The organism is Chitinophaga sp. NPDC101104 (assembly GCF_050277495.1).
Lineage (GTDB): Bacteria > Bacteroidota > Bacteroidia > Chitinophagales > Chitinophagaceae > Chitinophaga.
Genome location: NZ_JBNNSF010000001.1, coordinates 1,887,014 through 1,913,222 on the forward strand (window position 1 = coordinate 1,887,014; position 26,209 = coordinate 1,913,222).

At 55.7% G+C, this 26,209-nt stretch carries 20 protein-coding genes; 12 read left to right on the top strand and 8 right to left on the bottom strand.

Annotated features, from left to right (window positions below):
• The first annotated feature begins 57 nt into the window (after positions 1-57).
• A complete protein-coding gene (locus tag ACQKLP_RS07730) occupies positions 58-2,538 on the top strand; it encodes a TonB-dependent siderophore receptor (protein WP_427321626.1) in 2,481 nt (826 codons plus the stop codon).
• 74 nt (positions 2,539-2,612) lie between these two features.
• Here ACQKLP_RS07730 and ACQKLP_RS07735 read toward each other — a convergent pair whose 3' ends face one another.
• Together ACQKLP_RS07735 and ACQKLP_RS07740 are read right to left on the bottom strand one after the other, a co-directional pair.
• Complete coding sequence (locus ACQKLP_RS07735; protein WP_427321628.1) at positions 2,613-3,659, bottom strand: agmatine deiminase family protein; 1,047 nt, start codon at positions 3,657-3,659, stop codon at positions 2,613-2,615.
• The gene (locus ACQKLP_RS07740; RefSeq protein WP_341843475.1) at positions 3,656-4,534 is read right to left on the bottom strand and encodes a carbon-nitrogen hydrolase; all 879 of its coding nucleotides are present in this window, start codon (positions 4,532-4,534) and stop codon (positions 3,656-3,658) included. The genes ACQKLP_RS07735 and ACQKLP_RS07740 overlap by 4 nt, the downstream gene beginning before the upstream one ends.
• 109 nt (positions 4,535-4,643) lie before the next feature.
• Here ACQKLP_RS07740 and ACQKLP_RS07745 point away from each other — a divergent pair, with 109 nt between their 5' ends.
• The 4 genes from ACQKLP_RS07745 to ACQKLP_RS07760 all read left to right on the top strand — a co-directional run bounded on the left by ACQKLP_RS07745 (position 4,644) and on the right by ACQKLP_RS07760 (position 8,721).
• Positions 4,644-6,158, top strand: a complete 1,515-nt coding sequence (locus ACQKLP_RS07745; protein WP_427321630.1) for a sensor histidine kinase — start codon at positions 4,644-4,646, stop codon at positions 6,156-6,158.
• Positions 6,155-7,357, top strand: coding sequence for a DUF4407 domain-containing protein (locus ACQKLP_RS07750; protein WP_427321632.1), 1,203 nt, complete (start codon positions 6,155-6,157; stop codon positions 7,355-7,357). Before ACQKLP_RS07745 ends, ACQKLP_RS07750 begins: the two co-directional genes overlap by 4 nt.
• A 17-nt stretch (positions 7,358-7,374) precedes the next feature.
• Positions 7,375-8,079 (top strand): LytR/AlgR family response regulator transcription factor, encoded by a 705-nt coding sequence (locus ACQKLP_RS07755; protein WP_427321634.1) that lies wholly within the window; start codon positions 7,375-7,377, stop codon positions 8,077-8,079.
• A 165-nt stretch (positions 8,080-8,244) separates the two neighbouring features.
• Entirely contained in the window at positions 8,245-8,721 is a 477-nt protein-coding gene (locus ACQKLP_RS07760) for a DUF4920 domain-containing protein (RefSeq protein WP_427321636.1), read from the top strand.
• 68 nt (positions 8,722-8,789) lie between these two features.
• On the opposite strand, the gene ACQKLP_RS07765 is transcribed toward ACQKLP_RS07760, so the two are convergent.
• Positions 8,790-9,482 carry an alpha/beta fold hydrolase gene (locus ACQKLP_RS07765; RefSeq protein ID WP_427321638.1) on the bottom strand — a complete coding sequence of 231 codons (693 nt, stop codon included), beginning with the start codon at positions 9,480-9,482 and terminating at the stop codon, positions 8,790-8,792.
• A gap of 236 nt (positions 9,483-9,718) precedes the next feature.
• On the bottom strand, positions 9,719-10,102 hold the full coding sequence (locus tag ACQKLP_RS07770) for a VOC family protein (protein ID WP_427321640.1): 384 nt from the start codon (positions 10,100-10,102) through the stop codon (positions 9,719-9,721).
• A gap of 203 nt (positions 10,103-10,305) precedes the next feature.
• Here ACQKLP_RS07770 and recQ point away from each other — a divergent pair, with 203 nt between their 5' ends.
• The 3 genes from recQ to ACQKLP_RS07785 all read left to right on the top strand — a co-directional run bounded on the left by recQ (position 10,306) and on the right by ACQKLP_RS07785 (position 14,011).
• A complete protein-coding gene (gene recQ, locus ACQKLP_RS07775) occupies positions 10,306-12,474 on the top strand; it encodes a DNA helicase RecQ (protein WP_427321642.1) in 2,169 nt (722 codons plus the stop codon).
• Between the two features lie 115 nt (positions 12,475-12,589).
• Positions 12,590-13,618, top strand: a complete 1,029-nt coding sequence (locus ACQKLP_RS07780; RefSeq protein WP_427321644.1) for a sugar phosphate isomerase/epimerase family protein — start codon at positions 12,590-12,592, stop codon at positions 13,616-13,618.
• Positions 13,619-13,696: 78 nt separating this feature from the next.
• Positions 13,697-14,011 carry a hypothetical protein gene (locus ACQKLP_RS07785; protein WP_427321645.1) on the top strand — a complete coding sequence of 105 codons (315 nt, stop codon included), beginning with the start codon at positions 13,697-13,699 and terminating at the stop codon, positions 14,009-14,011.
• A gap of 99 nt (positions 14,012-14,110) precedes the next feature.
• On the opposite strand, the gene ACQKLP_RS07790 is transcribed toward ACQKLP_RS07785, so the two are convergent.
• Positions 14,111-14,887: a FecR family protein gene (locus tag ACQKLP_RS07790; RefSeq protein WP_427321647.1), complete on the bottom strand. Its 777-nt coding sequence runs from the start codon at positions 14,885-14,887 to the stop codon at positions 14,111-14,113.
• A gap of 203 nt (positions 14,888-15,090) precedes the next feature.
• On the opposite strand from ACQKLP_RS07790, the gene ACQKLP_RS07795 reads away from it, so the two are divergent.
• Entirely contained in the window at positions 15,091-16,269 is a 1,179-nt protein-coding gene (locus ACQKLP_RS07795; RefSeq protein WP_427321649.1) for a proline dehydrogenase family protein, read from the top strand.
• 221 nt (positions 16,270-16,490) lie between these two features.
• On the opposite strand, the gene ACQKLP_RS07800 is transcribed toward ACQKLP_RS07795, so the two are convergent.
• Entirely contained in the window at positions 16,491-17,780 is a 1,290-nt protein-coding gene (locus tag ACQKLP_RS07800; RefSeq protein ID WP_427321651.1) for a RagB/SusD family nutrient uptake outer membrane protein, read from the bottom strand.
• A gap of 25 nt (positions 17,781-17,805) precedes the next feature.
• The gene (locus ACQKLP_RS07805) at positions 17,806-20,769 is read right to left on the bottom strand and encodes a SusC/RagA family TonB-linked outer membrane protein (RefSeq protein WP_427321653.1); all 2,964 of its coding nucleotides are present in this window, start codon (positions 20,767-20,769) and stop codon (positions 17,806-17,808) included.
• 695 nt (positions 20,770-21,464) lie between these two features.
• On the opposite strand from ACQKLP_RS07805, the gene ACQKLP_RS07810 reads away from it, so the two are divergent.
• On the top strand, positions 21,465-22,259 hold the full coding sequence (locus tag ACQKLP_RS07810; RefSeq protein ID WP_427321655.1) for a thymidylate synthase: 795 nt from the start codon (positions 21,465-21,467) through the stop codon (positions 22,257-22,259).
• Positions 22,256-22,747, top strand: coding sequence for a dihydrofolate reductase (locus tag ACQKLP_RS07815; protein ID WP_427321657.1), 492 nt, complete (start codon positions 22,256-22,258; stop codon positions 22,745-22,747). The genes ACQKLP_RS07810 and ACQKLP_RS07815 overlap by 4 nt, the downstream gene beginning before the upstream one ends.
• 47 nt (positions 22,748-22,794) lie before the next feature.
• Here the strand turns inward: ACQKLP_RS07815 and dnaG are convergent, their stop codons facing one another.
• On the bottom strand, positions 22,795-24,798 hold the full coding sequence (gene dnaG, locus ACQKLP_RS07820) for a DNA primase (RefSeq protein ID WP_427321659.1): 2,004 nt from the start codon (positions 24,796-24,798) through the stop codon (positions 22,795-22,797).
• A gap of 228 nt (positions 24,799-25,026) precedes the next feature.
• On the opposite strand from dnaG, the gene ACQKLP_RS07825 reads away from it, so the two are divergent.
• Positions 25,027-26,199 carry an acetyl-CoA C-acyltransferase gene (locus ACQKLP_RS07825; protein WP_427321661.1) on the top strand — a complete coding sequence of 391 codons (1,173 nt, stop codon included), beginning with the start codon at positions 25,027-25,029 and terminating at the stop codon, positions 26,197-26,199.
• Positions 26,200-26,209: the final 10 nt, after the last annotated feature.

Below are 26,209 nucleotides of genomic sequence, written 5' to 3' on the forward strand. Positions count from 1 at the left end.
TCCGTCGGTCTTTAACACTGAAAACTGCTGTTCTTTGCAAAAATTTAGAGTGAGCAAATGAAGCAAGTATACCTCCTGATGCTCGCCGGCGCCCTTGGGGCCCACACGGCGGCAGCACGATCAACCTACTATACAACAGCAGCGGTTTCCGATACTGCAGCCACCTTATCTGAAGAAGAAAACCCCGCCAAAGGTTCCCTCAAAGGACATGTATCCACCGCCGACGGCAAGCCCGCAGGCTTCGTAACCGTTGTAGTACGCGAACTCAACCGCGGTACCACCACCGGCGAAGACGGGTCATTCTCCCTCCGCAACCTCAAGCCCGGATCTTACACCCTCTTCATATCGTCTGTCGGCCTCAAACCTGTTGAAAAACAGATCACCATCACCGGTGAGCAAGGCACAGAAATCAACATTTCGCTGGAAGAAACGGCTCACCAGCTTTCCGAAGTGGTGATTTCAGACAAGCGCACCCAGAACGACCGCCCCGTTAACCTGAGCAAACTGCCCATCCCCGTGATGGACCTTCCCCAGGCGGTTGCCGTGATCGGCCAGGCCACCATCCGTGATCAGCAGGCCCAGCGCCTCAGCGACGTGGTGAAAAACGTGAACGGCGTGTACCTCGCCTCCACGCGCGCCGGCACCCAGGAAGCCTTCTCCGCCCGCGGTTACGGTTTCGGAAGCTACAATATGTTCAAAAACGGTGCACGCGTCAACTCCGGCACTTTCCCGGAAATGAGCTCCCTCGAGTGCGTTGAAGTGCTCAAAGGCAGCGCCGCCATCCTCTACGGACAGGTGGCCCCCGGCGCCGTGATGAACCTCGTCACCAAACAGCCCAAATTCGAAGGCGGCGGCGAAGTGAGCATGCGCGTAGGCAGCTACGACCTCTATAAACCTTCTTTCGATATCTACGGCCCCATCAGCGGCAAAGTAGCCTACCGCGTAAACGGTACCTACGAATCCGCCGGCAGCTACCGCGACCACGTGAGCAGCAAACGCTACTACGTGAACCCCTCGCTGCTTTTCAAAGTGTCTCCCCGCACGGAGATCATCGTGCAGGGCGATTACCTGAAACACGATTACACGCCCGACTTCGGGATCGGCACCAACAACGGTAAATCCATCGTAGACGTTCCGCGCAACACCTTCTTCGGCACTTCCTGGCAGTATTCCAAGGTACAGCAGGCCACTGCCGGCGTTACCGTACGACATCAGCTGAACAGCAACTGGAGCATCAACGGCAACGTGGCTTTCCAGCAATATAAAAGGGATTATTACTCCATCGAAAGACTCCAATTCTCGAAAGATTCGCTGGACCGGCCCCTCGGCAAAGCACTTAACGACGAAAGATACGTAAGCGCTACGATCGACCTCACCGGTAAATTCAGGACCGGTTCCGTTGAGCATACCGTACTTGCAGGTGTAGACGCCGATAAATATACTACCGACAATACCACTGCCTGGGATTTCGAAGGCGCTTACGGCACCAGCAAAAACCTGTACGACAAGATCAGCTTCCGCGACCTCGGTCAAAAGCCCGGCCGCCAGGATATGCCGATGGCTACCGCCCGGGAGATCAACCGTTTGCCCGTTTCCCGTTTCGGCGGTTACGTGCAAGACCTGGTAAGCATTTCCGAAAAACTGAAAGTGCTCGCCGGCATCCGCTGGAGCTATATCGGCAACGAGGCACAAAGGAAAACGGTGTATAAAACCGGTGCGGAAACTTTCACCAAAGGCCAATATGACAATGCTTTCTCGCCCCGTTTCGGTGTGGTATATAAACCTATTCCCACCACGGCCCTCTTCGTGAGCTACAGCAATTCCTTCACCACCAACTCCGGTTACGACCTGAACAAGGAAGCCCTCAAGCCTTCGCTCATCGATCAGTACGAAGCGGGCGTGAAGAACGATTTCTTTGCTGGCAAACTGTCTGCCAACCTTACCGTTTACAAGATCAGGAACAGCAACCTCGCGCAGGTGGCTACCTATACCCGCGATGGACAAATCAACGGAGACGCGAACATGAAAGAGCTCATCGGCGGTACTACCAGCAATGGCGTTGAGGTCGACGTAGCGGGCCATCCCGTTGCAGGGCTCGATATCGTGGCTGGCTACAGCTATAACGATATCTTCGTGTCCAAAGCCATTTCTCCCGCCGAAGGCAAAACCAACGGCAACCTCCTGAAGGGCGACCGTCTCGTGAACAACCCGCATCACACCGCCAACGCCAGCGTTTTCTACACCCTGCAGAACGGTGCCGCGAAAGGCCTGAAATTCGGCTTGATGGCGTTCTACACCGGCGATCGCAATGTGGGCTGGAACAATACTACCGCGCAACCCGACCGTATGTTCAACGTCGACGGCTATACCACGCTCGATCTGAACATCGGCTACAGCTGGAAACAATTCTCCGTAATGGCGAAGCTGTCCAACATCACCAATGAATACAACTTCCTGGTGCATGAAAACTACAGCATCAACCCGATCCCGCCGCGGCAGTTCACCGCTACCGTAGCATACCGCTTCAAATACAAATAAGCTGGCTCGGATAAAGGAAAAGGGCTGTATCAGATGATGATACAGCCCTTTTCTATTTGGAATAATTTAGCGCTTTAAATCGCAGGTTCCTGCTGGCTCAGGCAATGGAAGCTGCCGAGGCCCCAGATGATGTCTGTGGAATCCACCCCCACTACTTCGCGGTCGCGGAAGCAGTCGGCGATGATGCGCAGGGCCTGCTCGTCTTTGTTGCACTGGAAAGTGGGAACGATGACGTATTTGTTGGCGATATAGAAATTGGCGTAGGAGGCCGGCAGGCGCTGGTCTTCCCAGATCACCGCATCGGGCATGGGCAGCTCCACGATGTTGAGGGGCTTGCCGTTCAGCAGGCGCATGGTTTTGAGCTGGCGCAGGTTCTGCTGGAGGATGTCGTAATTCTCGTCGTTTTTGTCGGATTCGATAACGGTCAGCACGGTGTCTTCGTTCACGAAACGGATGGTATCGTCGATATGCCCGTCGGTATCGTCGCCCACGATGCCTTCTTCCACCCAAAGCACCTGGTTGGCGCCGTAGAAATCGTGCAGGTACTGTTCGACCTGTTCGCGGTTGAGGTGCGGGTTACGGTTTTCGTTGAGCAGGCAGCAGGTGCTGGTGAGGATGGTCCCTTTCCCGTTGAATTCCACGGATCCGCCTTCCATGATGATGCCCGGCTCGAAGAGCGGCAGGTCGAAATGGCGGGCGATGCGGGTGGGGATCACATCGTCGAGGTCGAAGGGTGGGTATTTCCCGCCCCAGGCGTTATAGTTCCAGTCTACCACCGCCTTTTTCTTTTCGGCGTCGGGGTTGATGAGGAACGCGGGGCCATGGTCGCGGCACCAGGCGTCGTTGGTGGGATGGATGAAGAATTCCACGTTCCCGACGTTCACGCCGGCTTGCTGGAGGTGCCTGGTAGCGAAGGTTTTCATGACTTCGTCGGCCACGTTGATGCGCACCAGTTCACTGTCTGCCAGGTATTTGATGAAACGGCTGTAGTGGGGGAAGATGGAATCGATCTTTCCGGGCCAGCTGGCTTCCTTGTGGGGCCAGCTCAGCCAGGTGGCGGTATGCGGATGGAACTCTGCCGGGAAGTAGTAACCCAGTTCCCGGGGCGTAGGTTGTATCATTGTTCGTCGTCTATGTAGCGTTTGGTGATCGGTTGGTAGGAGTCGATGCGGCGGTCGCGCAGGAAAGGCCAATGCGTGCGGTAACGGTCTGTTTTGGAAAGGTCGAGCTCCAGCACCACGTTTTCTTCATCGGTGTGCGAGCTTTGGTGGAGCACGGTGCCGAAGGGGTTGGCCACGAAGGAGCCGCCCCAGAATTTCATGAGCCCGTCTTGCTCGAAACCCGTTCTGTTCACGCTCACCACGTGAATGCCGTTGGCGACGGCATGGCTGCGCTGGATGGTTTGCCAGGCGTTGTATTGCTCGGTATTGGTGGCTTCGTCCTGGTTCGTGGCCCAGCCGATGGCGGTGGGGTAGAAGAGGATCTGCGCGCCCATGAGCGCCGTGATGCGCGCGGCTTCGGGGTACCATTGGTCCCAGCAGATGAGCACGCCGATGGTGGCGAACTTGGTTTTGAAGACTTTATAGCCCAGATCGCCGGGGGTGAAGTAAAACTTCTCGTAATACGCCGGATCGTCTGGGATGTGCATTTTGCGGTATTTGCCGAGATAGGAGCCGTCGGCGTCCAGCACGGCGGTGGTGTTGTGGTACAGGCCTTCCGTCCGTTTTTCGAACAGCGAAGCGATGATCACCACGCCCAGTTCTTTGGCCACCGCACCGAGGGATTCGGTGGAGGGGCCGGGAATGGGCTCGGCCAGTTTGAAATTTTCGTAATCCTCCACATCGCAGAAATACAGCGAAGTGAACAGTTCCTGGAGGCAGATGATCTGCGCCCCGCTGGCCGCGGTTTCCCGGACCTTTTCGATGGCTTTGGCAAGATTGTCCGCCTTGTTGGCGGAACAGCTCATCTGAACGTAGCCGACTTTTACTTTAGACATGGGCGCAAAGTTATAAAAAAGACAGGTTCGTCCCATAATCCCAACTTTTCATCCCATTTACGAAAAGGGACGGCGCGGCTTTGTTAATATTGCATCAAAGAAATCTTGCATGAATAAGTTACAAAAGGTGGAAATATGGGCGGCTACGGGCATTTACCTGCTGGCTTTATTCACGATCCTTTTCCCTGTACTGTCTGACGACGGCCGGTATTCCGGTTTGGCCTGGATGTACGAAAATAATGGTGTGCCGTACGATCATTTCCTGCATGCCGTCTGGCCCGGCCTGCTCACATATACCGCCATGTACGGGGGCTTCATTCTGCTGAATTTCCGGGCCATGCCCCAGTTCGTGGAACACCACCGGTACTGGCGCGGCATCGCCATCTCGCTGGGTGTGGCGGTCGGCGCTTTCCTCATGCTGATGGTGGCCGAAAGCTGGAAGTACGGCTACCGGACCGATTTTTCCAGCGTGCGCGCTTTTCACAACTGGTGCGCCGGCCGCGCCCTGATCATCGATTTCGTGTGCCTGGTGGCATTCGCTTTTTATTACGGCGCAAAATCCCTCCTGCTCGCAGGCGCCGAAAACGGCTGGGGCCGCCGCATCGCCGGCATCAAGATCCCGGCAGACATGGTCATCCTCGTCATCGTCTGGCTCGCCGTCACGTTCTTTTTCATCCTCGACCGCCATCCCGCCCGCACCAACCTGTTCTTCTGGTCGGCCGGCAGTTATATCATCTGCTACTATTTCATCAGCCGCCGCTTTTTCGGCCCGCTGCTCCGCAAGGAGCGCCACTGGAAAGAACTGCTGCCCAATGCCATCATGGTGTTCCTCATTACCTATGTATTGGCCTGCGTGCTGGCAGACGCTTCTACCAACATCAGCCACATGGCGCCATTCTACATCCTGATATTCGTATGCCAATTGCTCATGGTGATCCCCCTCGCCTGGTGGCTCACCTGGGCCACGCTCAGCCAAAAAAATGAGGTGTTGACCCTGGAGAAAGCACTGGGTCGCTCTTCCGCCAATCTGGACTTTTTGCGCTCCCAGATCAACCCTCATTTCCTTTTCAACGCCCTCAACACCCTCTACGGCACCGCCCTCCAGGAACGGGCGGGCCGCACCAGCGAAGGGATCCAGAAGCTGGGAGACATGATGCGCTTCATGCTCCACGAAAACACGGAAGAAAAAATCCACCTCAGCAAGGAAGTAGGGTACCTCCAGAACTATATCGCTCTGCAACGCCTGCGCACACAGGAATCGCCCGACATCAAGATCGAGGTCAACATCCAGGACGCCAACTGCGAGCACGCCATCGCCCCCATGCTGCTCATCCCGTTCGTGGAAAACGCCTTCAAACACGGCATCAGCCTGCGGAACAGGTCGTGGATCGTGGTATCGCTCTCGTGCGACGATCATCACATCTATTTCGATGCCTACAACAGCCTCCATCCCAAAAGGGAAAACGATCCGGAACGCAACAGCCTCGGCATCGGGCTCAATAACGTCCGCCAGCGGCTGCAGCATATTTATCCCGGCAGGCACGAACTGTCTATCCGCGAAACAGCATCGGAATTCTTCGTTCACCTGACCATCAAATCCGAAAAAATAGTTCCAACAGCATGACCGACACCACGCAACAACAAGATCCCCGACCGGTAAAAAGCAAAGAACCCGATGGCTGGAGCCGCTTCCTGTGGTGGCTCGCCGCCGCAGACCCCGACGTGCTGGCAGATTGCCGCGCAGACCGCGAAAGGTACCGCATCATCGGCCTGGCGGTGCTCGTGACCGCCCTTTTCGCCACCCTGGCCTGGGGGTACTTTTTCTCCACCGTCGTGAAAGACGACCTGCTCATTTACGGACTGGCCCTGTTTTTCGGGTTCGCCGTACTGTGTATAGACAGGAGCCTCATCGCCGCGATGCAACGCAACGGGAAAGTACAGGTACTGCCCGTCGCATTCCGCCTCATCCTCGCCATCACCATCGGCCTGTTCATCTCGCAGCCCGTTGTGCTGATGCTTTTCCAGAAAGACGTGCAGGCGCAGATGGTGGTAGACCGGCAGAAGAAGATGGAAGATTTCCGCAAACAGCAAACCGCCTATAATTCGGAACGCACCACGCGGCTGCGGACGCAGCTGGCGGGGCTCGATAAAACCCTGGCCGACCGCGAAAAGCAGGTGAAGGATTATAAAGACGCCTACATCCGCGAAACCGACGGCACCGGCGGCTCCGGGAAGATCGGGGAGTACGCCATCGCGAAAGTGAAACGGAACGAATACCTGAAAGCCGAAGACGAATTGCGGCAATTAAGGTCTGAAACCGCCACCCTCCGCGAAGGTCCGCTGGCCGAACTGGCGCTCATCCAGGCGGAAGACAGCACCCGCGAATCGGCCTACCGCGCTACGTTGACCGACGGGTTCCTCGCGCAGGTGGAGGCGCTCAACACGCTCACGGAAGAAAAACCGCCGCTCAAACAACGGTACCGGCTCATCGTGTTCATCATCACCCTCATCGAGATCATGCCGCTGTTAACCAAGCTCATGATGCCCAAAGGCGAGTACGACGCCCGCCTGGCCGCCATCACCGCGTCCAGCATCAACGAATCCGAACTGTCGGCCGCACAGCAAAAGCAATTGCAGCAACATTTTACGGAAGGCGCCGGAGCGGCAGACAAGGAAGTGATGGACCATATTTTCGGGTTGACGGCTTCCGCACGGCGCCGGGAATCGGAAAAACTGGTGGAGGAATGGGAACGGGCCGACGGACGGAGCTTCCGCAAACTATGGGCTTCCGCGCGGAGGCTGCTATTACTCCATAAAGCCTGAAATCGTAAATTGTGTTTATGAAAATGACAGCCATAGCGATAGACGATGAGCCGGTGGCGCTTTCGGTGATCGCCGCGCATGCGGAGAAGGTGCCTTTCATGGAACTGAAACGTACGTTCACCAACGCTTTCGAAGCCATGGACTACCTGCGGCGGGAGAAGATCGACCTGCTGTTCCTCGACATCAAAATGCCCGATATTTCCGGGCTCGATTTCCTGTCGGGCCTCCACGAGCCGCCCATGACCATTTTCACGACGGCGTATTCCGAACATGCCGTGCAGAGCTTTGAGCTGGACGCGATCGATTATCTCCTGAAACCCTTTTCCCTCGCACGTTTCCTGAAAGCCTGCAATAAAGCGCACAGCCTGTTGCTGCTGAAGCAGGATAAACCTTCCGCCGTTGCCCAACCGCAGGATTACATCTTCGTCAAAAGCGGGTACGAGCAATGCAAGGTCGCCTTCCTGGACATCCATTACGTGGAAAGCGCCGGGAACTACGTGCAATTCGTGCTGGGCGACCGCAAGCTGCTGAGCCGCCTTTCCATGCAGGATGCGCTGGACCTTTTGCCCGCTGGCCAGTTTACCCGGGTGCACCGGTCTTACATCGTCGCCAATGCGCGGGTAGACCGCATCGACCGGAACAGCGTCTACGTAGGAAATACGGACATTCCCATCGGGGCGGCATTTGCGGAAGCGGTGGGGAAGATCAGCGGGGAGGCGTAAAAAATACGGGCGCCGACATAGCGAACGCCCGTTTCAGATGGTGTATCCGGTGGGTCGGTTCCCACGTCACAAATATATATTATAACTGTTCATAAATTAAAAAATAACCATGGCCCGGAGGCGGATTTTGCGCCGTATATTTGAATACCGTAAATCAGCTTACTTATGAGAACAATCCTTTCCCTGTTTGCCGCGGCGCTCCTGGCCGCTGGCGGGGCACAGGCCCAAACCCGGATAGAACCTGCCGCTCCCGGGGTTACCTACGGCAAATCCATTGACGCACAAGGCGCTGTAGCGCTGAACGATCTCGAAAAGCAGATCGGGTCAGACACTTCCTACACCGGCAAAATCGAAGGCAAAGTGGTGGAAGTCTGCAAGAAGAAAGGCTGCTTCATGAAACTGGAGCGCGAAAACGGCGAAGCCGTGATGGTGAAATTCACGGATTACGCGTTTTTCATGCCGCAGAACATCGTGGGCAAAACGGTAGTGCTGGAAGGCAAGGCGAAAGTGACGGAAACTTCCGTGGAAAGACTGCGCCATTACGCGGAAGACGCGGGTAAAAGCAAAACCGAGATCGAAAAGATCAATACACCGAAGAAAGACATCGTGATTGTCGCCGACGGGGTGGTGGTCGTAAAATAATGGCCGCGCAAGCGGATACAGCAGGCGTTCCCGGCCGGGAGCGCCCTTTTTTTATCCCTGCGCCGCCATCACAGCGTCATGAAAGACCGGATCTCCCAGATCAGCACGGCTTTGTTCACTTTCTCGATGGGGTGCTTCGTTTCGGGCAATACCACCATGGAGCCGTTTTGCAGGCTGCGGAAGATGCCCAGCGTTTCTTCCACGCTGACCATATGGTCGCGGTCGCCCACCATGAGGCGAACGGGGATGTCTACCGCCGTAACGGTTTCCGGGGTGAGCAGGGGGCGCTGGCCCAGGGCTTCCATGAGGCCTACGGTGGCGGGCAGCAAAGGTTCCCAGGCCGAGGGGCCGTGGAATTCGGCGAGCTGGTTGACGAACGCGGGGGCTTTTTCGCGGAGGAAGTCGGCGTTGAGCGTCCGGGCTTCTTTGGCGGCCACGTCGGGCGTCCAGTCGAATTTGGTACCGAGGGTGAGGATGCGCGAAATGGTATCCGGCGCCTGGATGGCGGCCTGCAGGGCGATGTAGCCGCCCATGCTGTAACCGAAAACGGCCGCAGGGCCGATGTTTTGGCTCCGGATGTAATCGATCAGCTGACCCGTGAAGGCTTCTATGCGGAGGGGGGCTGCCGGTAACGGCGTTCCGCCGTGCCCGTACAGGTTGAAACGGTAAACGGTGTACTGGTCTTCCAATACGGTTGCGATGCTGTCGAAATGCTGGACAGCGCCCAATGCGCCATGTAGTAAGATGAGGGCAGGTTTCATGCGGAAGCGGGGTTTTAAAAAAAATGTATGCGAGTCAACGAATTTAACTATATTTATGTAAATCTGAATCTGTCTTCCTCAACACATTGATTATCGTCGCTTAACATACATTATTTTCCATCTAAAAACGCATTGTCCTCTCGAAAACCCTACGGAGCAGAAGGAATGTGAGTCTTAATGGATAATATCCGCAGCGGGTCCGCTGCGGTTTTTTTTCGCCGCTTCCGCCAGGAATTTTACGCGCTGATCTGCTGTCCGAACTGGAGCAGATAACCATTATTGTCGTAAATCCCGAATTCGCGCATGCCATAATCGAAATTCTGAACGGGGAAGCAAATCTCCGCGCGGTCTTTCACCTTCTCCCACAATTCATCGATGCCATCCATATGAATATAGATTTCACCGGTGAAAACGGGCTCTTCGAAAGGCGTTGAGCTGCCGAAAGGATATTTCGCCTGCGGATGCACCAGTTGCATGGTGACTTTGTCTTTCTGAATAGACGCGAACTTCCATTGTTCGTCGAGCGCCTTGCAGGTAAAATCCAGCACGGTAACATAAAAGTCTACCGTTTCCTGGAGTGATGGTGTAGCCAGTGTAGGAATGGGTGCCAGCAGTTCCATAAGTTCTCTGTTTGGGTAATTAGTGCGACAGTTGTATTAGTTGTATCAGTCTTGCTTTCTTGCTTTTTCGATTTAGTATTGAAGTAGCTTCGACTCTCGTTCTAAATATAAAGGAATTTTTCTTTCCGCCCATGGTTGTTGATGTTAAATTTATGCACATCCTTTTATCCTATATTTGCCCGGAAGCTAAATTTTAGTCGGGTATGCAGTCTTTGTTCGCGCTTCTGAAACAACATTTCGGTTATACGCAATTCCGTCATAATCAGCAGGCTATCATTGAGCATGTGCTGAATGGGGGAGATACGATGGTATTAATGCCTACGGGCGGTGGTAAATCCATTTGCTACCAGTTGCCTGCTTTGGCGCTGGAAGGCGTCACCATCGTCGTTTCCCCGCTCATCGCCCTGATGAAAGACCAGGTAGACGCGCTGCGGCAGAACGGGATCACCGCTGCCTATCTCAATTCCACCCAGTCGATGCAGGAACAGCAGACCGTGATGCAGATGATGCAGCTTGGACAGGTAAAACTGCTGTACCTGGCGCCGGAACGGCTGATCGGCGAAGCCAATTTCATGCAATGGCTCGCCACGCTGAAAGTGGCGCTGTTCGCTATCGACGAAGCGCACTGTATCAGCCACTGGGGCCACGATTTCCGGCAGGAATACCTGGCGCTGGGGCAACTGAAAGACAAATTCCCCGGTGTGCCCGTCATCGCGCTCACCGCTACGGCAGACGGCATCACGAAACAGGACATTCTCGACAAGCTCCGGCTCCGCAACCCCGCCGTATTCGAGAATTCTTTCAACCGGCCGAACATCCACTACAGCGTTCGCCCGAAAAAAGACCATTACCAGCAATTGGTGGAATACCTCCGCCAGCACCCGGACGATAGCGGTATTATTTATTGCCTGTCGCGCTCCGGCACCGAATCGCTCGCCGAAGACCTCCAGTCGGAAGGCTTCTCCGCCGCCGCCTACCATGCCGGCCTCGAACGGGCGCTGCGCGAAGAGCGGCAAGACCGGTTCCTGCGCGACGATATCCGCATCATGGTGGCCACCATCGCCTTCGGCATGGGGATCAACAAAAGCAACGTGCGGTTCGTGGTGCATGTAGACCTGCCCAAAAACATCGAAGGATATTACCAGGAAACGGGCCGCGCCGGTCGCGATGGCCTCCCGTCCGAAGCCGTGCTGTTCTACAGCGCGGGAGACGTTTTCAAGATGAAACGCTTCGCCAGCGTGGATGGCAACGAAGAACAATCGGCCGTAATGCTCCGCAAACTGGAACAAATGGCCGGTCTTTGTGAATCGATCACCTGCCGCCGCCAATACCTCCTCCGCTATTTCGGTGAAGAATCCCCCGACGCATGCGGCAATTGCGATATCTGCCAGGGCCAGTACGAAAAGGCCGACGGCACCGTGGCCGCGCAGAAGCTGCTGAGCGCCGTATACCGCCTCCAGGAAAGGTTCGGGCTGAATTACGTGGTGGATTTCCTGCGCGGGAGCGCCGGCGTCCGCGAAGCGCACCAGGAAATCAAGACCTACGGCATCGGGAAAGACATCGGGAAAGACCAATGGAAACAATATGCCCGCGAGCTGATGCAGCTGGGGTTCCTGGGGCAGTCGGCCGGCGAATACCCGCTCCTCCGCCTCACCGATACCAGCTGGAGCGTGCTCCGCGGCGAAGTGCAGGTGCAACTGACGGCCCAGGTGGCCGCTCCGCAGGGGAGTGCCATGCAATCCGGGTCGTCGCGCAATACCGGCGACATTCCGCAACCCGTGCTGCTGGCCGAACTGAAGCAGTTGCGGCGGAGCCTGGCGGAAAAGGAGCGCGTGCCGCCGTACATCATTTTCTCCGACGCTACATTGGCCGAGCTGTGTTCCTGGCTGCCCCAGAGCATGGGGGAACTGGCGCGGATCTCGGGTTTCGGGGAAGTGAAGCTCGCCAAATACGGTGAACCTTTCCTCGAGGTAATGTTGCAATATTGCCAGCGCCACGGCCTCCAGAGCCAGATGCACCTCAAGGCCGGCAAGGCCGTCAAGCCCCGCAAATCGAAGCCGGAAACGGGCAACAGCCAGCGCGCGAGCCTGCAGTTGTTCCAGGACGGCATGGCGGTGGAAGAGATCGCCGCGCAAAGGGGGCTCGCGGTTTCCACCGTAGAAAGCCACCTCGCCGATTTTATCCGGAAAGGGGAACTGGACATCCGGGAAATGGTGCCCGACAGCGGCCGCCTCGCCTGGATCCTCCGGGCCGTCGAAAGCGCCGGCGCCCAGGGGCTTACCCGCATCAGGGAACAGCTGGGCGAGGAAGTGGGTTACGGCGAAATCCGCGCCGTCGTCAATTATTATTACTGGCTCCAGGAACAGGCCTGATCCCGGAAAGGCTGTTTGATTTACTGTTTTTTTTGCTTAATTTGTTTGATACTTCCACGTTCACGGAGCTTAACGTGTAGTCTTTACTGTTTCATTACTTCAAATCTTTACACCCATGTCATCATCCACGAACCGCAGACATTTCTTACGCCAGATCGGTATGTTCACGGCCGGCGTTACCCTCGGGCCCGCATTCCTCACCGCCTGTAACAGCGGAGGCACCTCCGGCAATGCAGACTCCGCAAAAGCAGACAGTACCGGCGCCACCGGCACGGCGAAAGAGCTCTTCTTCAAGATTTCCCTCGCAGAATGGAGCTTCCATAACGCCCTGTTTTCCGGTAAAATGTCTAACCTCGACTTCGCCGAAAAAGCGAAAAAAGATTACGGCATCACCGGCGTGGAATATGTCAACCAGTTCTTTAAAGACAAAGCCAAAGACAAAAACTACCTGGCCGATATGAAGAAACGGGCAGACGACAACGGCGTTACCTCCGTGCTCATCATGTGCGACGGCGAAGGCGAACTGGGCGACCTCGATCCCAAGAAGCGCACGCAAGCCGTGGAAAACCACTATAAATGGGTGGAAGCCGCACAGTTCCTCGGTTGCCATTCCATCCGCGTGAACGCGGCCGGCCACGGCACGGTGGAAGAAGTGAAGAAAGCCGCCATCGACGGCCTCGGCCGCCTCACCGATTTCGCGAAAGATTTCAATATCGGCGTGATCGTGGAAAACCACGGCGGGTTCTCCTCCAACGGCATCTGGCTGAGCGACGTGATGAAAGGCGTGAACAAACCCGGTTGCGGCACATTGCCCGACTTCGGCAACTTCTGCATCGAGCGGTCCAAACCGAAAGACAATACCCCCGAAGCATGGCACGCCACCAAATGCATCGAAGAATACGACCGATACAAAGGCGTAACGGAACTGATGCCCTTCGCCAAAGGCGTAAGTGCAAAAAGTCATGATTTTGATGCCAATGGCAACGAAACGGAAACGGATTACAAAAAAATGCTGCAAATTGTCAAAGCAGCGGGATATACCGGTTACATCGGCATAGAATATGAAGGAATGAAAGACGCGGAAGACGTTGGCGTGCGCAAAACGCTCGAACTGCTGAAACGCGTAGGCATGGAACTGAGCTGACGAACAATTGGCCCGGCCCTTTGTTTTTTATAAGCGTTACAAATTCATCGCAATATGATCACAAATCCAGGACACAATATGACAACGCTATCAGACGTAATGGAAGTACTGAAGGAAAGAGGCGTAGACCATGAACTGCGGCTCATGGAAGACGGAAAGCTGCTGGACACCGATTCCGGGCGTACCTTCAGCGCAGATGGGGTGAAGATCATCCGGACCTACCGGTTCGAAGGCGAATCCAACCCGGACGATGCGGCGGTGCTGTACCTGCTGGAAAACACAGAAGGCATCCAGGGTTACATCATTAACGCTTATGGCGCATATAGCGACTACGACGGCGATATGTTCGATAATTTTATCCGCAACCTGCCGGTCGAGGAGCGCGAATGGTAGCGCCGGGCCTGAAAAAATACAAAGGGTGACGATCTGCATCGTCACCCTTTTTTTATTGTCCCTTATACCGGGACTTTTTTCCAGAGGATATGGAATGTGTCAGAATTTGATCACGACTTTGTCGCGGGTGATCCGGTAAGTGAAGCCCATACTGTCTTGCAGGGCTTCCAGCATTTCCCGGAGGGTCTCTTTGCTGTACTCGCCGGTGATGTTGCGGGAGGGCTCGCTGCGTTTGCCCTTCACTTCCATCTCCACACCATACCAGTCTTCCATCTTCTTTAACGCCGCAGGCAGCGGCGTATTGTGGAACACGAGGCGATTATTGAGGCAGTCTTGCTGCTCTTCCAGCTCGAAAGTCTCTTTTTCCATGAGGTCGATCATCTTGTTGGCGAGCACGCTTTGGCCCGCCACGAGGTCTTCCGGCTGGTTGTCGGAAGGGGAGTGGTATGATTTGCGGACGTGTGCGGAGCCGCTGAGCACATAGCAGAAAGCGCCCTGTTGGGATTCGAGGCTATGCAGGCGGAAAGTGGCGCCGGGCGTAATGGTCTTGAGCTTGTCTGTCCAAACCGTGAGCTGCGGGCCCTGGGGCACGGAGAAAAACGCTTCCCCGTCGAGCACCAGCTCGCGGCGGCCGGGATAGTCGGACGGCATGTAGAGGCGGGAGCGGGAATTGAGGATGACCAGCGTACTGTCTGGCAGGCGTACCGCTTTCCTTTCCCCGTAACGGCTTTGGAAGAGTTTATACCGGATACCCGGCTGCAACATGGCGGAGCTCCGCTGGTGGCGGCCGGCCAGATAGTAAAACACGCCTCCGGATATGAGCATGACGAGTATCAGCGCCAGGGCAACAGGTTGCCAGTTGCGCCGCCTTTTCATATACAGTGGAAATCGTGGCCGTCTGTTTTGCTTGATTCGTGCACTCATGGTTGGGAATAAAAAGATTTGGTGTACGTCCCGGCTACAATATAGTAAAAAATTCGGCTGAACCCTTGCTGGCTCCCGTTCTTGTATGTCAGAAATTGATCATAAGAAAAAACTGATTTTTTTAGAAGGGATCGTTCCCCTTAACTTTGCGGGCCATGGAACAACAGCTACCCTTATCGTTTGAGAATACAGCCATTGCTTTCGAGCATATGTCGAACAAGGAATTGAAAAGAGCGAATTTTCTGTTCAGCAATATCGGCAAGCCCTGGCTGGTGAAATTCGGCGCCTTCGCCACACCGCTGGCCTTCAAGCTCCACCTGCCTGTGAAAGGCCTCATCAAAAGCACCATCTTCAACCATTTCTGCGGAGGCGAATCCCTCGAGGAAGCCGTTCACGCCGCGGAAGCCCTCGGCCGTTTCGGCGTCGGCGTTGCGCTCGATTATGGTGTGGAAGCCCTCGAAGGCGAAGAAAATTACGATAAGGCGGTCCCCGAGTTCCTGCGCGCTATCCAGTTCGCAGCCGGCAAACCCTACATCCCGTTCCTTCCCATCAAAGTCACCGGGTTCGCAAGATTCGGCCTGCTCGAAAAAATCCACGCCGGTGAAACCCTTTCGGCCGACGAACAAGCCGAATTGAACCGCGTCCGCGAACGCATCCGCACCATCTGCGCCGCCGCCGCCAAAGCGAATATCGCCGTGCTCGTAGACGCCGAAGAATCCTGGGTCCAACAGCCGGTAGACGATCTCACGGATGAAATGATGAGCCGCTTCAATAAAGATAACGTATTCGTTTACAATACTTTCCAGCTGTACCGGCACGACAGGCTCGAATACCTCAAAAAATCGTTCGACCTCGCCAAAGCCAATGGCTACCTCCTCGGCGCCAAGCTCGTTCGCGGCGCCTACATGGAAAAAGAACGCAAACGCGCGGAAGAACTGGGCTACGCGTCGCCCATCCAGCCCAACAAACCTTCCGCAGACGAAGATTACAACGAAGCCCTGGCTTTCTGCCTGGACCGCATCGATTCCCTGGGCCTGTTCATCGGTACCCATAACGAAGAAAGCTGTATGCTGGCCGCCCGCCTGATGGACGAAAAGAAAATCCCGCATAATTCTCCCCGTGTCAGCTTCTCCCAACTTTACGGGATGAGCGATAATATCACTTTCAACCTCGCCCACGCCGGCTACCGCGTCTCCAAATACCTGCCTTACGGCCCGGTGAAAGACGTAATGCCGTACCTCATCCGCCGCGCACAGGAAAACACTTCCATCGCCGGGCAAATGGGCCGTGAGCTGGGCTTGATCCGTAAAGAGATGAAACGCAGGGGTTTATAAAATATTTGTCGTGAAAAGACAACCGCTTCCTCCGGGGAGCGGTTTTTTTATTTCCGCTCAACCTGTAACATTCGGGACATATGGTACGTCTTACACATAACTGACCCGCCCGTACCCAGGCGGCGTTAAACGGAAACCATACTTATATTCTTTTGCCATGTAAAAGAATAGAGGGCGCCTTGCAAGGGCGCCCTCTTTATTTTTTCACTGTTTTCTTCCGATCAGTTCCCTTCCGTCAGCGGAACGGGAAATTTGTCCCACACTTTATCGTTCGGGCGGGGATTGGGCAGTTCGCCCAGTTTGTTGTACCGGCGCATGTCTATCCACCTGTGGCCTTCGGCGAAGAGCGAATACCGGCGGTTATAGAGCAGCTCGGTGATGAGCGCCGCCTGGGTGATTCCGCCTGCATATGGGGTGAGGTTATGCTCGTGCCGTATAACGTTAAGGGCCACGATGGCATCGGGGATCTGGTTCAGCTGGATCTTTGCTTCCGCATAGATCAGGATCAGTTCCTCGTTTCGGATAATGTACACCGGCGCTTCATTGCCTTTGTGGATCCATACGTCGCGGTTGGAAACGAGCCCCAGTTGCGAGGCGGGCTCGGTGCGCAGCGTGGCTTTCGCGATACGGTCGTCGTTCGGCCGGATGTCGGCGGCATAATAAGGCGTAGCCACCCGGAACTCGCCGGAAGTGGTGTTCTGCGGCAGGAAGAGCGGGTTGAGCTGGTCGCCGGATTTGTTGCTGAAGGAATGGTAGAACCCATTGTCGAACGGCCCGTTCAGATCGAAAAACGACTCGTTCAACGCCGTCAGCGCCGCCGCCCACTGTTGCCTGTAAATAGCCACCCTGGCCGCAATGGCGCGATTGAACCTGAGGAGGCTCGTGGCATTGATGTTGGTGCCGATCGTAACCGGGAACGCGATCTCGGCGCCGGTCAGGTCGGCCTTGCCCTGGTCGAGCAATGCCGAGATATCCGCCAGCGATTCCGCGTACCCCTTGATGGGCCCGATGTTGTTCGGGTCTTTCACATCCGTCCGGATACCATTCGTATACGTCATGTTCAGGTTCATGAGCAACTGGTAAGCCATAATGGTTTTGGTGTAACCGGTATAGCCTTTCTTTTGCGCGTCCGACAGGTAAGTGGCATTGGCTACCACATCCTGGATGATGTTTCCCTGGCGCACCACGCGGTAACGGGCGGCCCAGGGGTTGGTGATGTAGAACGTGTTATTGTCGAGCGTACCGTCGCCCATCAGTTCTTTGGTGTACCGTGGCTCGGAGGCAGACATCCGGTAGATCTCCCGGCCGATGAGGCCGATGGCGTCGTAGTAGGTGGCAAGACTGTTCCGCGTGCCCGATTCCAGGCCTACCATGAGGTTGTCGAGCTTCACCTTGGTGCCGTTGCGGATGGCGTCGTCTACGATGGGACTGTTGAGGTTGGGGATTTCACCCTTCTGGCAGGCCGCCAGGCCGATGAGCGATCCCAACAATATGATCAGATGCTTTTTCATGTTGAATTCTTTTCGGATGAAACAATCAGAACGTTACGTTCACGTGGAAAGTGGCGCGCTTCGATGCCGGGTAAGGCATTACTTCCACGCCGGAAGAAAGGCCGTTACTGCCTCTCGAGGTAGCGGTGGAAATGGTGTTGGAACCGAAGTTGGAAGATTCCGGATCGTAGCTGTTGTACTTCGTCCAGGTGATCCAGTTGTTCAGCGACGCGCCGATGTTCACGCCCGTAATGTATTTGTTGCGCGGAATGGGCAGTTCGTAGTACAACCCGATTTCCCGGATACGCACATAAGACGCATCCTGCACAAATCCTTTCGCTTCCCCTTTACCGAATGCGGTATTACGGTCGTCGCCGTCTTTGATGCCGTTGCCGTTCTTATCGTCGTCGTAGTCGGGCGAAGTCTGGTTCAGATCGTTCAACAGCTGGGTAAGGTTGATGTTGTCTCCGCCTTTCTTCCAGTGCAGCATAAAGCGGAAACTGAAATTTTTCAGGAAATTGATTTCGTTGAGCGTGCTCAGCTGGAAGTCGGGCTCCGAATTCCCCAGTACCCCGATGCCGGGCGTGGCGCCAAGCGTGCCTATGATCTGGGTGGCCGATTTGCCTTCCTCGATGTAGAAATTGCCCAGCGAGTTGCCGAATGCGCCCATGGGGAACGGCGGGATCAGCAGCTTGGTGATCTTCGACTTGTTTTTCCAGAAATTGACATGGGTGTTCCAGCGGAAATTCTTCTTGTTGACGGGCAGGGCGCCGATCCCGATTTCGATACCGGAGTTCTTGAGGTCGCCCGCATTCAGCCACTGTGCCGTGAATCCGGTAGAGGGCTGGAGGTTCCGGCGGATGAGGAGGTCGAAGATGTTTTTGTTGTAATAGGTCGCCTCCAGCGTCAGTCTGCCGTTTAAGAAGCTCACGTCCACGCCGGCTTCGAATTCGGTCTGTTTTTCCTGCTTGATGTCTGGGTTCCCCAGCTGATTGTCGACCAGCACACCGCCGTTCCCGCCGATATTGCTGGGCAAGGCCGCCAGGAACCGCGCACCGTAAGGCGCTACGTTGCCCGACTGGCCATAGGCCGCACGGAGCTTCAGGCTGTTGATGAGCTGCATGTTCCAGAAAGGCATCTTCGCGATGTTCCAAGAGGCGGATGCCTTGGGCAATGCGTAGTATTTTTTCCAGTCGCCGTTATTGGTAGAGCGGTCGAGCCGCAAGCCCACGCCCAGGGTGATGGCGTCCATGATCAGCAGGTCTTCCTGGATGAAAATGCCGTTGTCGCGGTACTTGGTCCGGAACTGCTGCAATGCGGCGTTGGCGGCCATGTCTACGTTGGTTTGCAGCGGCGTGGTGTTGGTGGCCGTGGCCAGGATGAGGTCGAGGTAATTGGTTTCCAGGGTAGCGCCCAGCGAAGTCGTGAAGTTCAGCTTGTTGTTGGCGGCGAACTGGTTCACGAGGATGCCGGCCAGGTTGGAATTGAGGTTGCTCGTATTCCCCTGGATGGAGGCGCCTTCGAGGTTGTCTTTCATGAAAGGCAGGGACCGTGGGAAGATGGCTTCCGTTTTCAGGTGGAAGAAGTCGACCCCGCCGCGAACGATGAGGCGGGTATTGCTTTTGGGGCTTTCCTGCAGCAATACCTTGATTTCGCCGCCGGTGATCACGCGGTTGACGGTTTCGTTGTTCCGCATTTTATCCCGTGTTTCGATGGGGTTCTGTGCGCCCACGAGAATGGGGTAGTTGCCGTTGGCATCGGGCAGCAGGGGCACGTATTCCGGCGCGGCGGAAAGGGCAACGCCGTAGCTGATGGAGTTGTTGTCGTTATTGGTGAGCCCGCGGTCGGAGGAGGTTTTCATGTACGTGGCGCGCAAGCCTACGGAGATACGGTTATTGAGCTTGTGGTCCACGTTCAGCCGGAGCGAATTGTTGGAATAGCCGGTGTTTTTGATGATGCCGTCTTCGTCTTTGCGGTTGGCGGAGAAGAAGACCCCGGTGCGTTCGTCCCCACCGGAAACGCTCACGTTCGTATTGAGCAGGAGGCCTTTTTCGCCGTACATTTCTTTTTCGTGATCGTACAGCTTGCCGGCGTTCCTGGCGGCGATGAACGCGTCCCTGGCCGCCGCACCGCCTTTATCGAAAGCGGTCTGTTCGGTGAAGTGCCGCATGCCGAGGAGCTTCCGGGCCTGCGTCCACCCCACGTCCTGGCGCGCCTTCACGATCGTGCGGCCGGCCTGGCCTTTTTTGGTGGTGATGATGATCACGCCTGCCGCGGCTTTGGAACCGTAAATGGCGGCCGCCGAAGCGCCTTTCAGTATTTCGATATTTTCGATATCGTCCGGGTTGATGTCGGCCACACGGCTGGAGGGGTTATCCTGGTATTGCTCGTTCCCCGCGCGGGAAGCGGCCGTGATGATGTTGAGGCTCGCGGGCACGGAGACGTTGCTGATGAAGATCCCGTCTACCACATACAGCGGCTGGCTGTTGGAGAAGATGGACGTTACCCCGCGCATTTTAACGGACATCCCGCCGCCGGGCGCGCCGGAGTTGGCGGTGATCAGCGCCCCGGGGATCTTGCCGCTCAAAGCGGCGTCGAAGGTCTGGGCGGGCGCCATGCCGTAAAGTTCCTTCGCGGAAATGGTGGCCACGGCATTGGCGAGGTTGCTGCGCTTTACGCTGGTGGCCAGGCCGGTGATCACCACTTCGTCGAGGTTGGCGAAGTCTTCTTCGAGCGTAATGGCCATGGCACTGCCGGAGGCCGCCTGCGAAACGGTTTTGTATCCCGTGAAGGAAAATACGAGCGTGCTGCCTGCGGGCGCTTCGATGGCAAAGCGGCCCTGTACGTCGGAAACGGTCCCGCGGTTGGTATTCTGGATACGGACGGTAACACCGGGCAGTCCATTGCCCGCATTGTCCGTAACGCGGCCGCTTACACGCTGCTGGGCATGCGCGCAAATCGCGCTGCAAAGCAGGAGGAGCAGCCAGGTACATTGTTTAAGGAAATGCATGTTCTGGCGATTTAGAGGTTTGTGAAATGATGGGAGGTTGATAAGGTCGTACGTTACTTGCCGTTGCTGCTAAGGGTCAGTGGCGCGATGAAGCATGATTCGATAGATTTAGAGGTTGATAAAAAACGGTTCAGGGGCAGGCAGGCGATGGGGCAAACAGCTTTCCGCACGCGTTAGTACGCGCGAAAAATCGCGGAGCTCAATGGCGCGACGCCGGCGGGTTAACGTCGGCTGTTTTCCGGTCCGGATGCTTTTGCATGTTTGATCATTGCGTACCTGCGTCTACAGTGCGCGGGAAATGGCCCGCTTCACGTGATATGGCCTTTCTTCTACATACATCGGTGCTGAAATTGTCTTGCCCCCGGCTTGTTCCAGCTGCTTGTTAGGTCCTGTTTTTCATTACATGGTGATACTCATAATCGGGTTCAGTTCCAAGTGCTGTTTTTCAACTGGTTAAATGTCGGAATCACTGCTAATTTTTCGGTTCGATCTGTTGTAACACGACGGGGCAAGTCGCACCTTCGCAGATTAACGAAATTTATGAAAAACGAGATTTGTTTATGTGGGGGGATTCCATTATATTATTCCATCCCGCTATTTGTATCGCCCTGCTATCCTGCTTCAGCCAGTTATCCACATATGTCAGGAGAAAACTGGCCGGTAATTCTCTATTTACCATTAAGTTTGCAGAAGCTATGCAACAGTACAAAGACCTTCTTCAACATATTCTCGATCACGGGGCCGACAAAACGGACCGTACCGGCACCGGCACCCGGAGCGTATTCGGTTACCAGATGCGGTTCGATCTGCAGGCCGGTTTCCCCTTGCTCACCACCAAGAAACTGCACCTCAAATCCATCATTTACGAACTGCTGTGGTTCCTCCAGGGAGATACGAACGTCCGCTACCTCCAGGAGCATGGGGTCAAAATATGGGACGAATGGGCCAACGCGGAAGGGGACCTCGGCCCGGTATACGGTAAACAATGGCGCAGCTGGGAAGGGGCCGACGGTAAAACGTTCGACCAGATCAGCGACGTCATCGCCCAGATCAAAAAGAACCCCGACTCCCGCCGCCTCATCGTGAACGCCTGGAACGTGGCCGATCTGCCGGATATGGCCCTCAGCCCCTGCCATTGCCTGTTCCAGTTCTACGTGGCGGATGGAAAATTGAGCTGCCAGCTCTACCAGCGCAGCGCCGACGTTTTCCTCGGCGTTCCCTTCAACATCGCGTCTTACGCGCTGCTGACGCTCATGATCGCACAGGTTTGCGGCCTCCGGCCGGGTGAATTCGTGCACAGCTTCGGAGACGTTCACCTGTACAACAACCACTTCGATCAGGCCCGCCTCCAGCTCGAGCGCGAACCGTTCCCCCTGCCGTCGATGAAAATCAATCCGGAAGTAAAAGATATCTTCTCCTTCAGGTTCGAAGACTTCACCCTGGAAAATTACCAGTCGCACCCTCACATCAAAGCCCCGGTAGCCGTATGATTTCCGTAATAGTAGCCGCTTCTGAGAACAACGTCATCGGTATCAACAACCAGCTTCCCTGGAAACTGCCCGACGATTTCAGGTTTTTCAAAAATACCACCTACGGTTTCCCGGTCATCATGGGCCGTAAAACCTTCGAATCCCTCGGCGGCGCCACCCTCAAGGGCCGCCACAACATCGTCATCACCCGGCAAACGGACTACGCGCCCAGCGGGGTTTCCGTCGTGCATTCCCTGGCCGATGCCCTCGAGCTGGCGGACCAGGACGATGTGAAAGAATATTTCGTGATCGGGGGGATGGAAATCATCAACCAGGCCTGGCCACAGATCCAGCGCATCTACCTCACCCGCGTCCACACCACCGTGGAGGGCGATGCGTTTTTCCCCGACATCAACCCGATGGAATGGAAACGTGTCCATGCGCAGGAACACCCGGCCGACGAAAAGCATGCCTATGCCTTCACGTTCGAAACCTGGGAACGGAAATAATTCCTTGAAAAATAATAGGAAAGTGCAGCCGGAAAAGGCTGCATTTTTTATTTGAAGATCACCGTGCCGACCGTTTCCGTCAGTTCCTTCACGATCTGCTTGAGATGTTTGTCCATCTCCAGGCAGCGGATCTGCGCTTCGAAATCGGTAGCCGTCTGCATTTCCTGCTGGTTTTCCGCGATCAGTTTCTGGATTTTGCGGATGATGAGGTAATTGGTGGTGCTCACGGTATCGCGCCGGAAAGCATCGTCGCCATACACCGTCTTGATCTCGAAACGCTCTTTCCAGGCGGCGCTCAGCTCGGCTTCCTTGTCTTCGAGGATGATGGCCACGTTGCGCGCCACGTCGTTGTCCGGATGGTAGAGGAAGAGTTTTTTATCGGGAATGGAGCCCTGGTCGTAATGTTCCTTGTATTCCCGCAGGATGCGTTTCACGATTTCGTTTTCGGAGAGCGATTCGAAATCGTAGGGAAGGTGGAAGATATAATCCGCCACGGTGGTCTGTTGTTCGTCGTCGAACAGTTTATCGCCGAACCGCAGCAGGATCTTGATGAGCTCGCGCTCCTGGCGTTCGGAGGTATTGAAAATGTTTTCGGCAGGCGCGGCCGGCGCTTCCGCTCCGTCGGGGAAGTACTCGGGATACATTTCGGCCAGCGACGGACCGTCATCGTCCGGCGGCGGCGCATCGAACCCGCCTTTTTTCTTGTTGTTGTTTTGTTCGTTGAGCGCCTGTTTGGAGAGGCGTTCGCGGATGAACTTGTTCACCAGGTCTACCAGCCTTTCCTCGTCGATCTTCAGCAGCTGGCTGCACTGGCGGATGTAATCCTGCTGGCGGGTGAAATCCTCGACTTTATCGATCCGCGCGATGGTTTCCGCGATCTCGTTCACGAGTTGCGATTTGCGCGTGGTATCGTTGCCCGCTTCCTTCATGGAAACGTGCAGTTTGAAGAGGACGAAATCCTGCTTGTTATCCGCGATGAACTGCCGGAAGCCTTCCGCTCCGATCTTCCGGACGTAGCTGTCGGGGTCTTCGTTATCGGGGATGAGGGCAAGCTTCACGTTCAGGCCTTCTTCGATGGCCATGTCCAGCCCGCGGAGGGCGGCTTTCACCCCGGCATTGTCGCCATCGTAGAGGATAGTGAGGTTGTTGGTGTATTTCTTGATGAGCCGCAGCTGGTCGGTAGTGAGCGATGTGCCGGAAGAGGCCACCACGTTTTCGATACCGGCCTGGTGCAGGGAAATTACGTCGGTATAGCCTTCTACCAGCAGGCATTCATCGAGCTTGTCGATGGCGTGCCGGGCGAAGTAGGTGCCGTACAGCACCTTGCTTTTGACGTAAATATCGTTTTCCGGGGAGTTGATGTATTTGGGCGCGCGGTCGGATTTGACGAGGATACGTGCGCCGAACCCGAGCACTTTCCCGCTCTGGTTGTGGATAGGGAAGATGACGCGGCCGCGGTAGTTGTCTATCGGCTGATCGTTGCGGACGGTCACGAGGCCCGTTTTTTGGAGGTATTCCAGGTTGTAGCCTTTGTGCTGCGCTTCGCGGACGAAAGCTTCACGCAGGTTCAGCGCATACCCCAGCTGGAATTTGCGGACGATCTCCTCCGAAAACCCGCGTTCTTCGAAATAGGAAAGGCCTACGTTCTGGCCTTCGTCGGTCTCGAAAAGGGTTTTGACGAAATAATCCCGCGCGAAGTTGTTGATAATGAAGAGGCTGTCGGCCATTTGCTGCCGCTGCTTCACTTCGGGGCTGACCTCCGTTTCCTCGATATCCACCTGGTAGCGTTGCCCCAGCCACCGGATAGCTTCCACATAGGAGTACTTTTCGTGCTCCATGACGAAGTTGATGGCGTTCCCGCTTTTGCCGCAGCCGAAGCATTTATAGATTTCCTTGGTGCCGGAAACGGTGAACGAGGGCGATTTTTCGTTGTGGAAAGGACAGAGGCCCATGTAGTTGGCGCCTCTTTTCTTCAGTTTCACGAATGCGCCGACCACATCGATGATGTCGATGCGGTGGAGGATGGTTTGTATGGTAGCCTGGGAGATCAATGCCGGTCTGCTGTTATCGAACGTCTATCAAATTACTAAAGATTTTGCTACGGAATCGTCAAAATGGCCTTTCTATTTTTGAAAGATTTTCAGGCGGCCGGGCAAAATTTTCAGCAATGAACCAAATGCAAACTTAAGGCAATTTTTCGGGACGGTCCGCCTTTTGGCCACCGCGTCCCAAATCGGTATATTTGTCGGATTCCACCAAAACATTCGGAAAATCAAGTTATGAAAGAAGTATTTATCGTATCCGTAGCCAGGACCCCCATCGGGGCATTCAACGGCGCTTTGGCGTCCGTTCCCGCCACTACTTTGGGTGCTACGGTCATAACAGCCGCACTGGAGCGCGCCGGCGTTGCGAAAGAGCAGGTGCAGGAAGTATATATGGGCAACGTGATCAGCGCCAATACCGGCCAGGCGCCCGCCAACCAGGCGAGCCTCTACGCCGGGCTCCCCAACACCGTTCCGTGCACCACAATCAATAAGGTATGCGCATCGGGGATGAAAGCCATCATGCTCGGGGCCCAAAGCATCCTGCTGGGCGATAACGACATCGTGGTGGCCGGCGGCATGGAATCCATGAGCAATATCCCGTATTATCTCGATAAAGCCCGCAACGGCTACCGCCTCGGCCACGGCGCCGTGATCGACGGTATTTTGCGCGACGGCCTGTGGGACCCCTACAAGGATTTCCACATGGGCAACGCCGCCGAAATCTGCGCCGCGGAGTATAAAATCTCCCGCGAAGACCAGGACGCCTACGCCGTCCAGAGCTACAAGCGCGCCGCCGAAGCCTGGGAAAAAGGGTACTTCTCCTCCGAGATCGTTCCCGTGACCACCGGCGGTAAGTCTCCGGTGACAGTGAGCGAAGACGAAGAATATAAAAAGGTGAACTTTGATAAAATCCCCACCCTCAAACCGGTTTTCCAGAAAGACGGGACGGTGACGGCGGCCAATGCCTCCGCCATCAACGACGGTGCCGCGGCGGTGGTGTTGGCGAGCGGGGAGAAGGTGAAAGAGCTGGGCCTCAAGCCTTTAGCGCGCATCGTGAGCTTCGCCGATGCCAGCCAGGCACCGGAATGGTTCACCACCACCCCCGTAAAAGCCGTGAATAAAGCCCTCGCCAAAGCGAAGCTGGACATCGGGCAGATGGATTTCGTGGAGATCAACGAAGCGTTTTCCTGCGTAGCATTGGCCAACGAAAAAGACCTGGGCATCCCCAACGAAAAGCTCAACGTATGGGGCGGCGCCGTAGCCCTGGGGCACCCCATCGGCTGCTCCGGCGCCCGCATTATGGTAACGCTCACCTCCATCCTGCAGCAGAAAAACGGCCGCTACGGCGTAGCCGGGATCTGCAACGGGGGCGGCGGCGCCAGCGCAATGGTCATAGAGAAAATCTAATTCCTTTGCT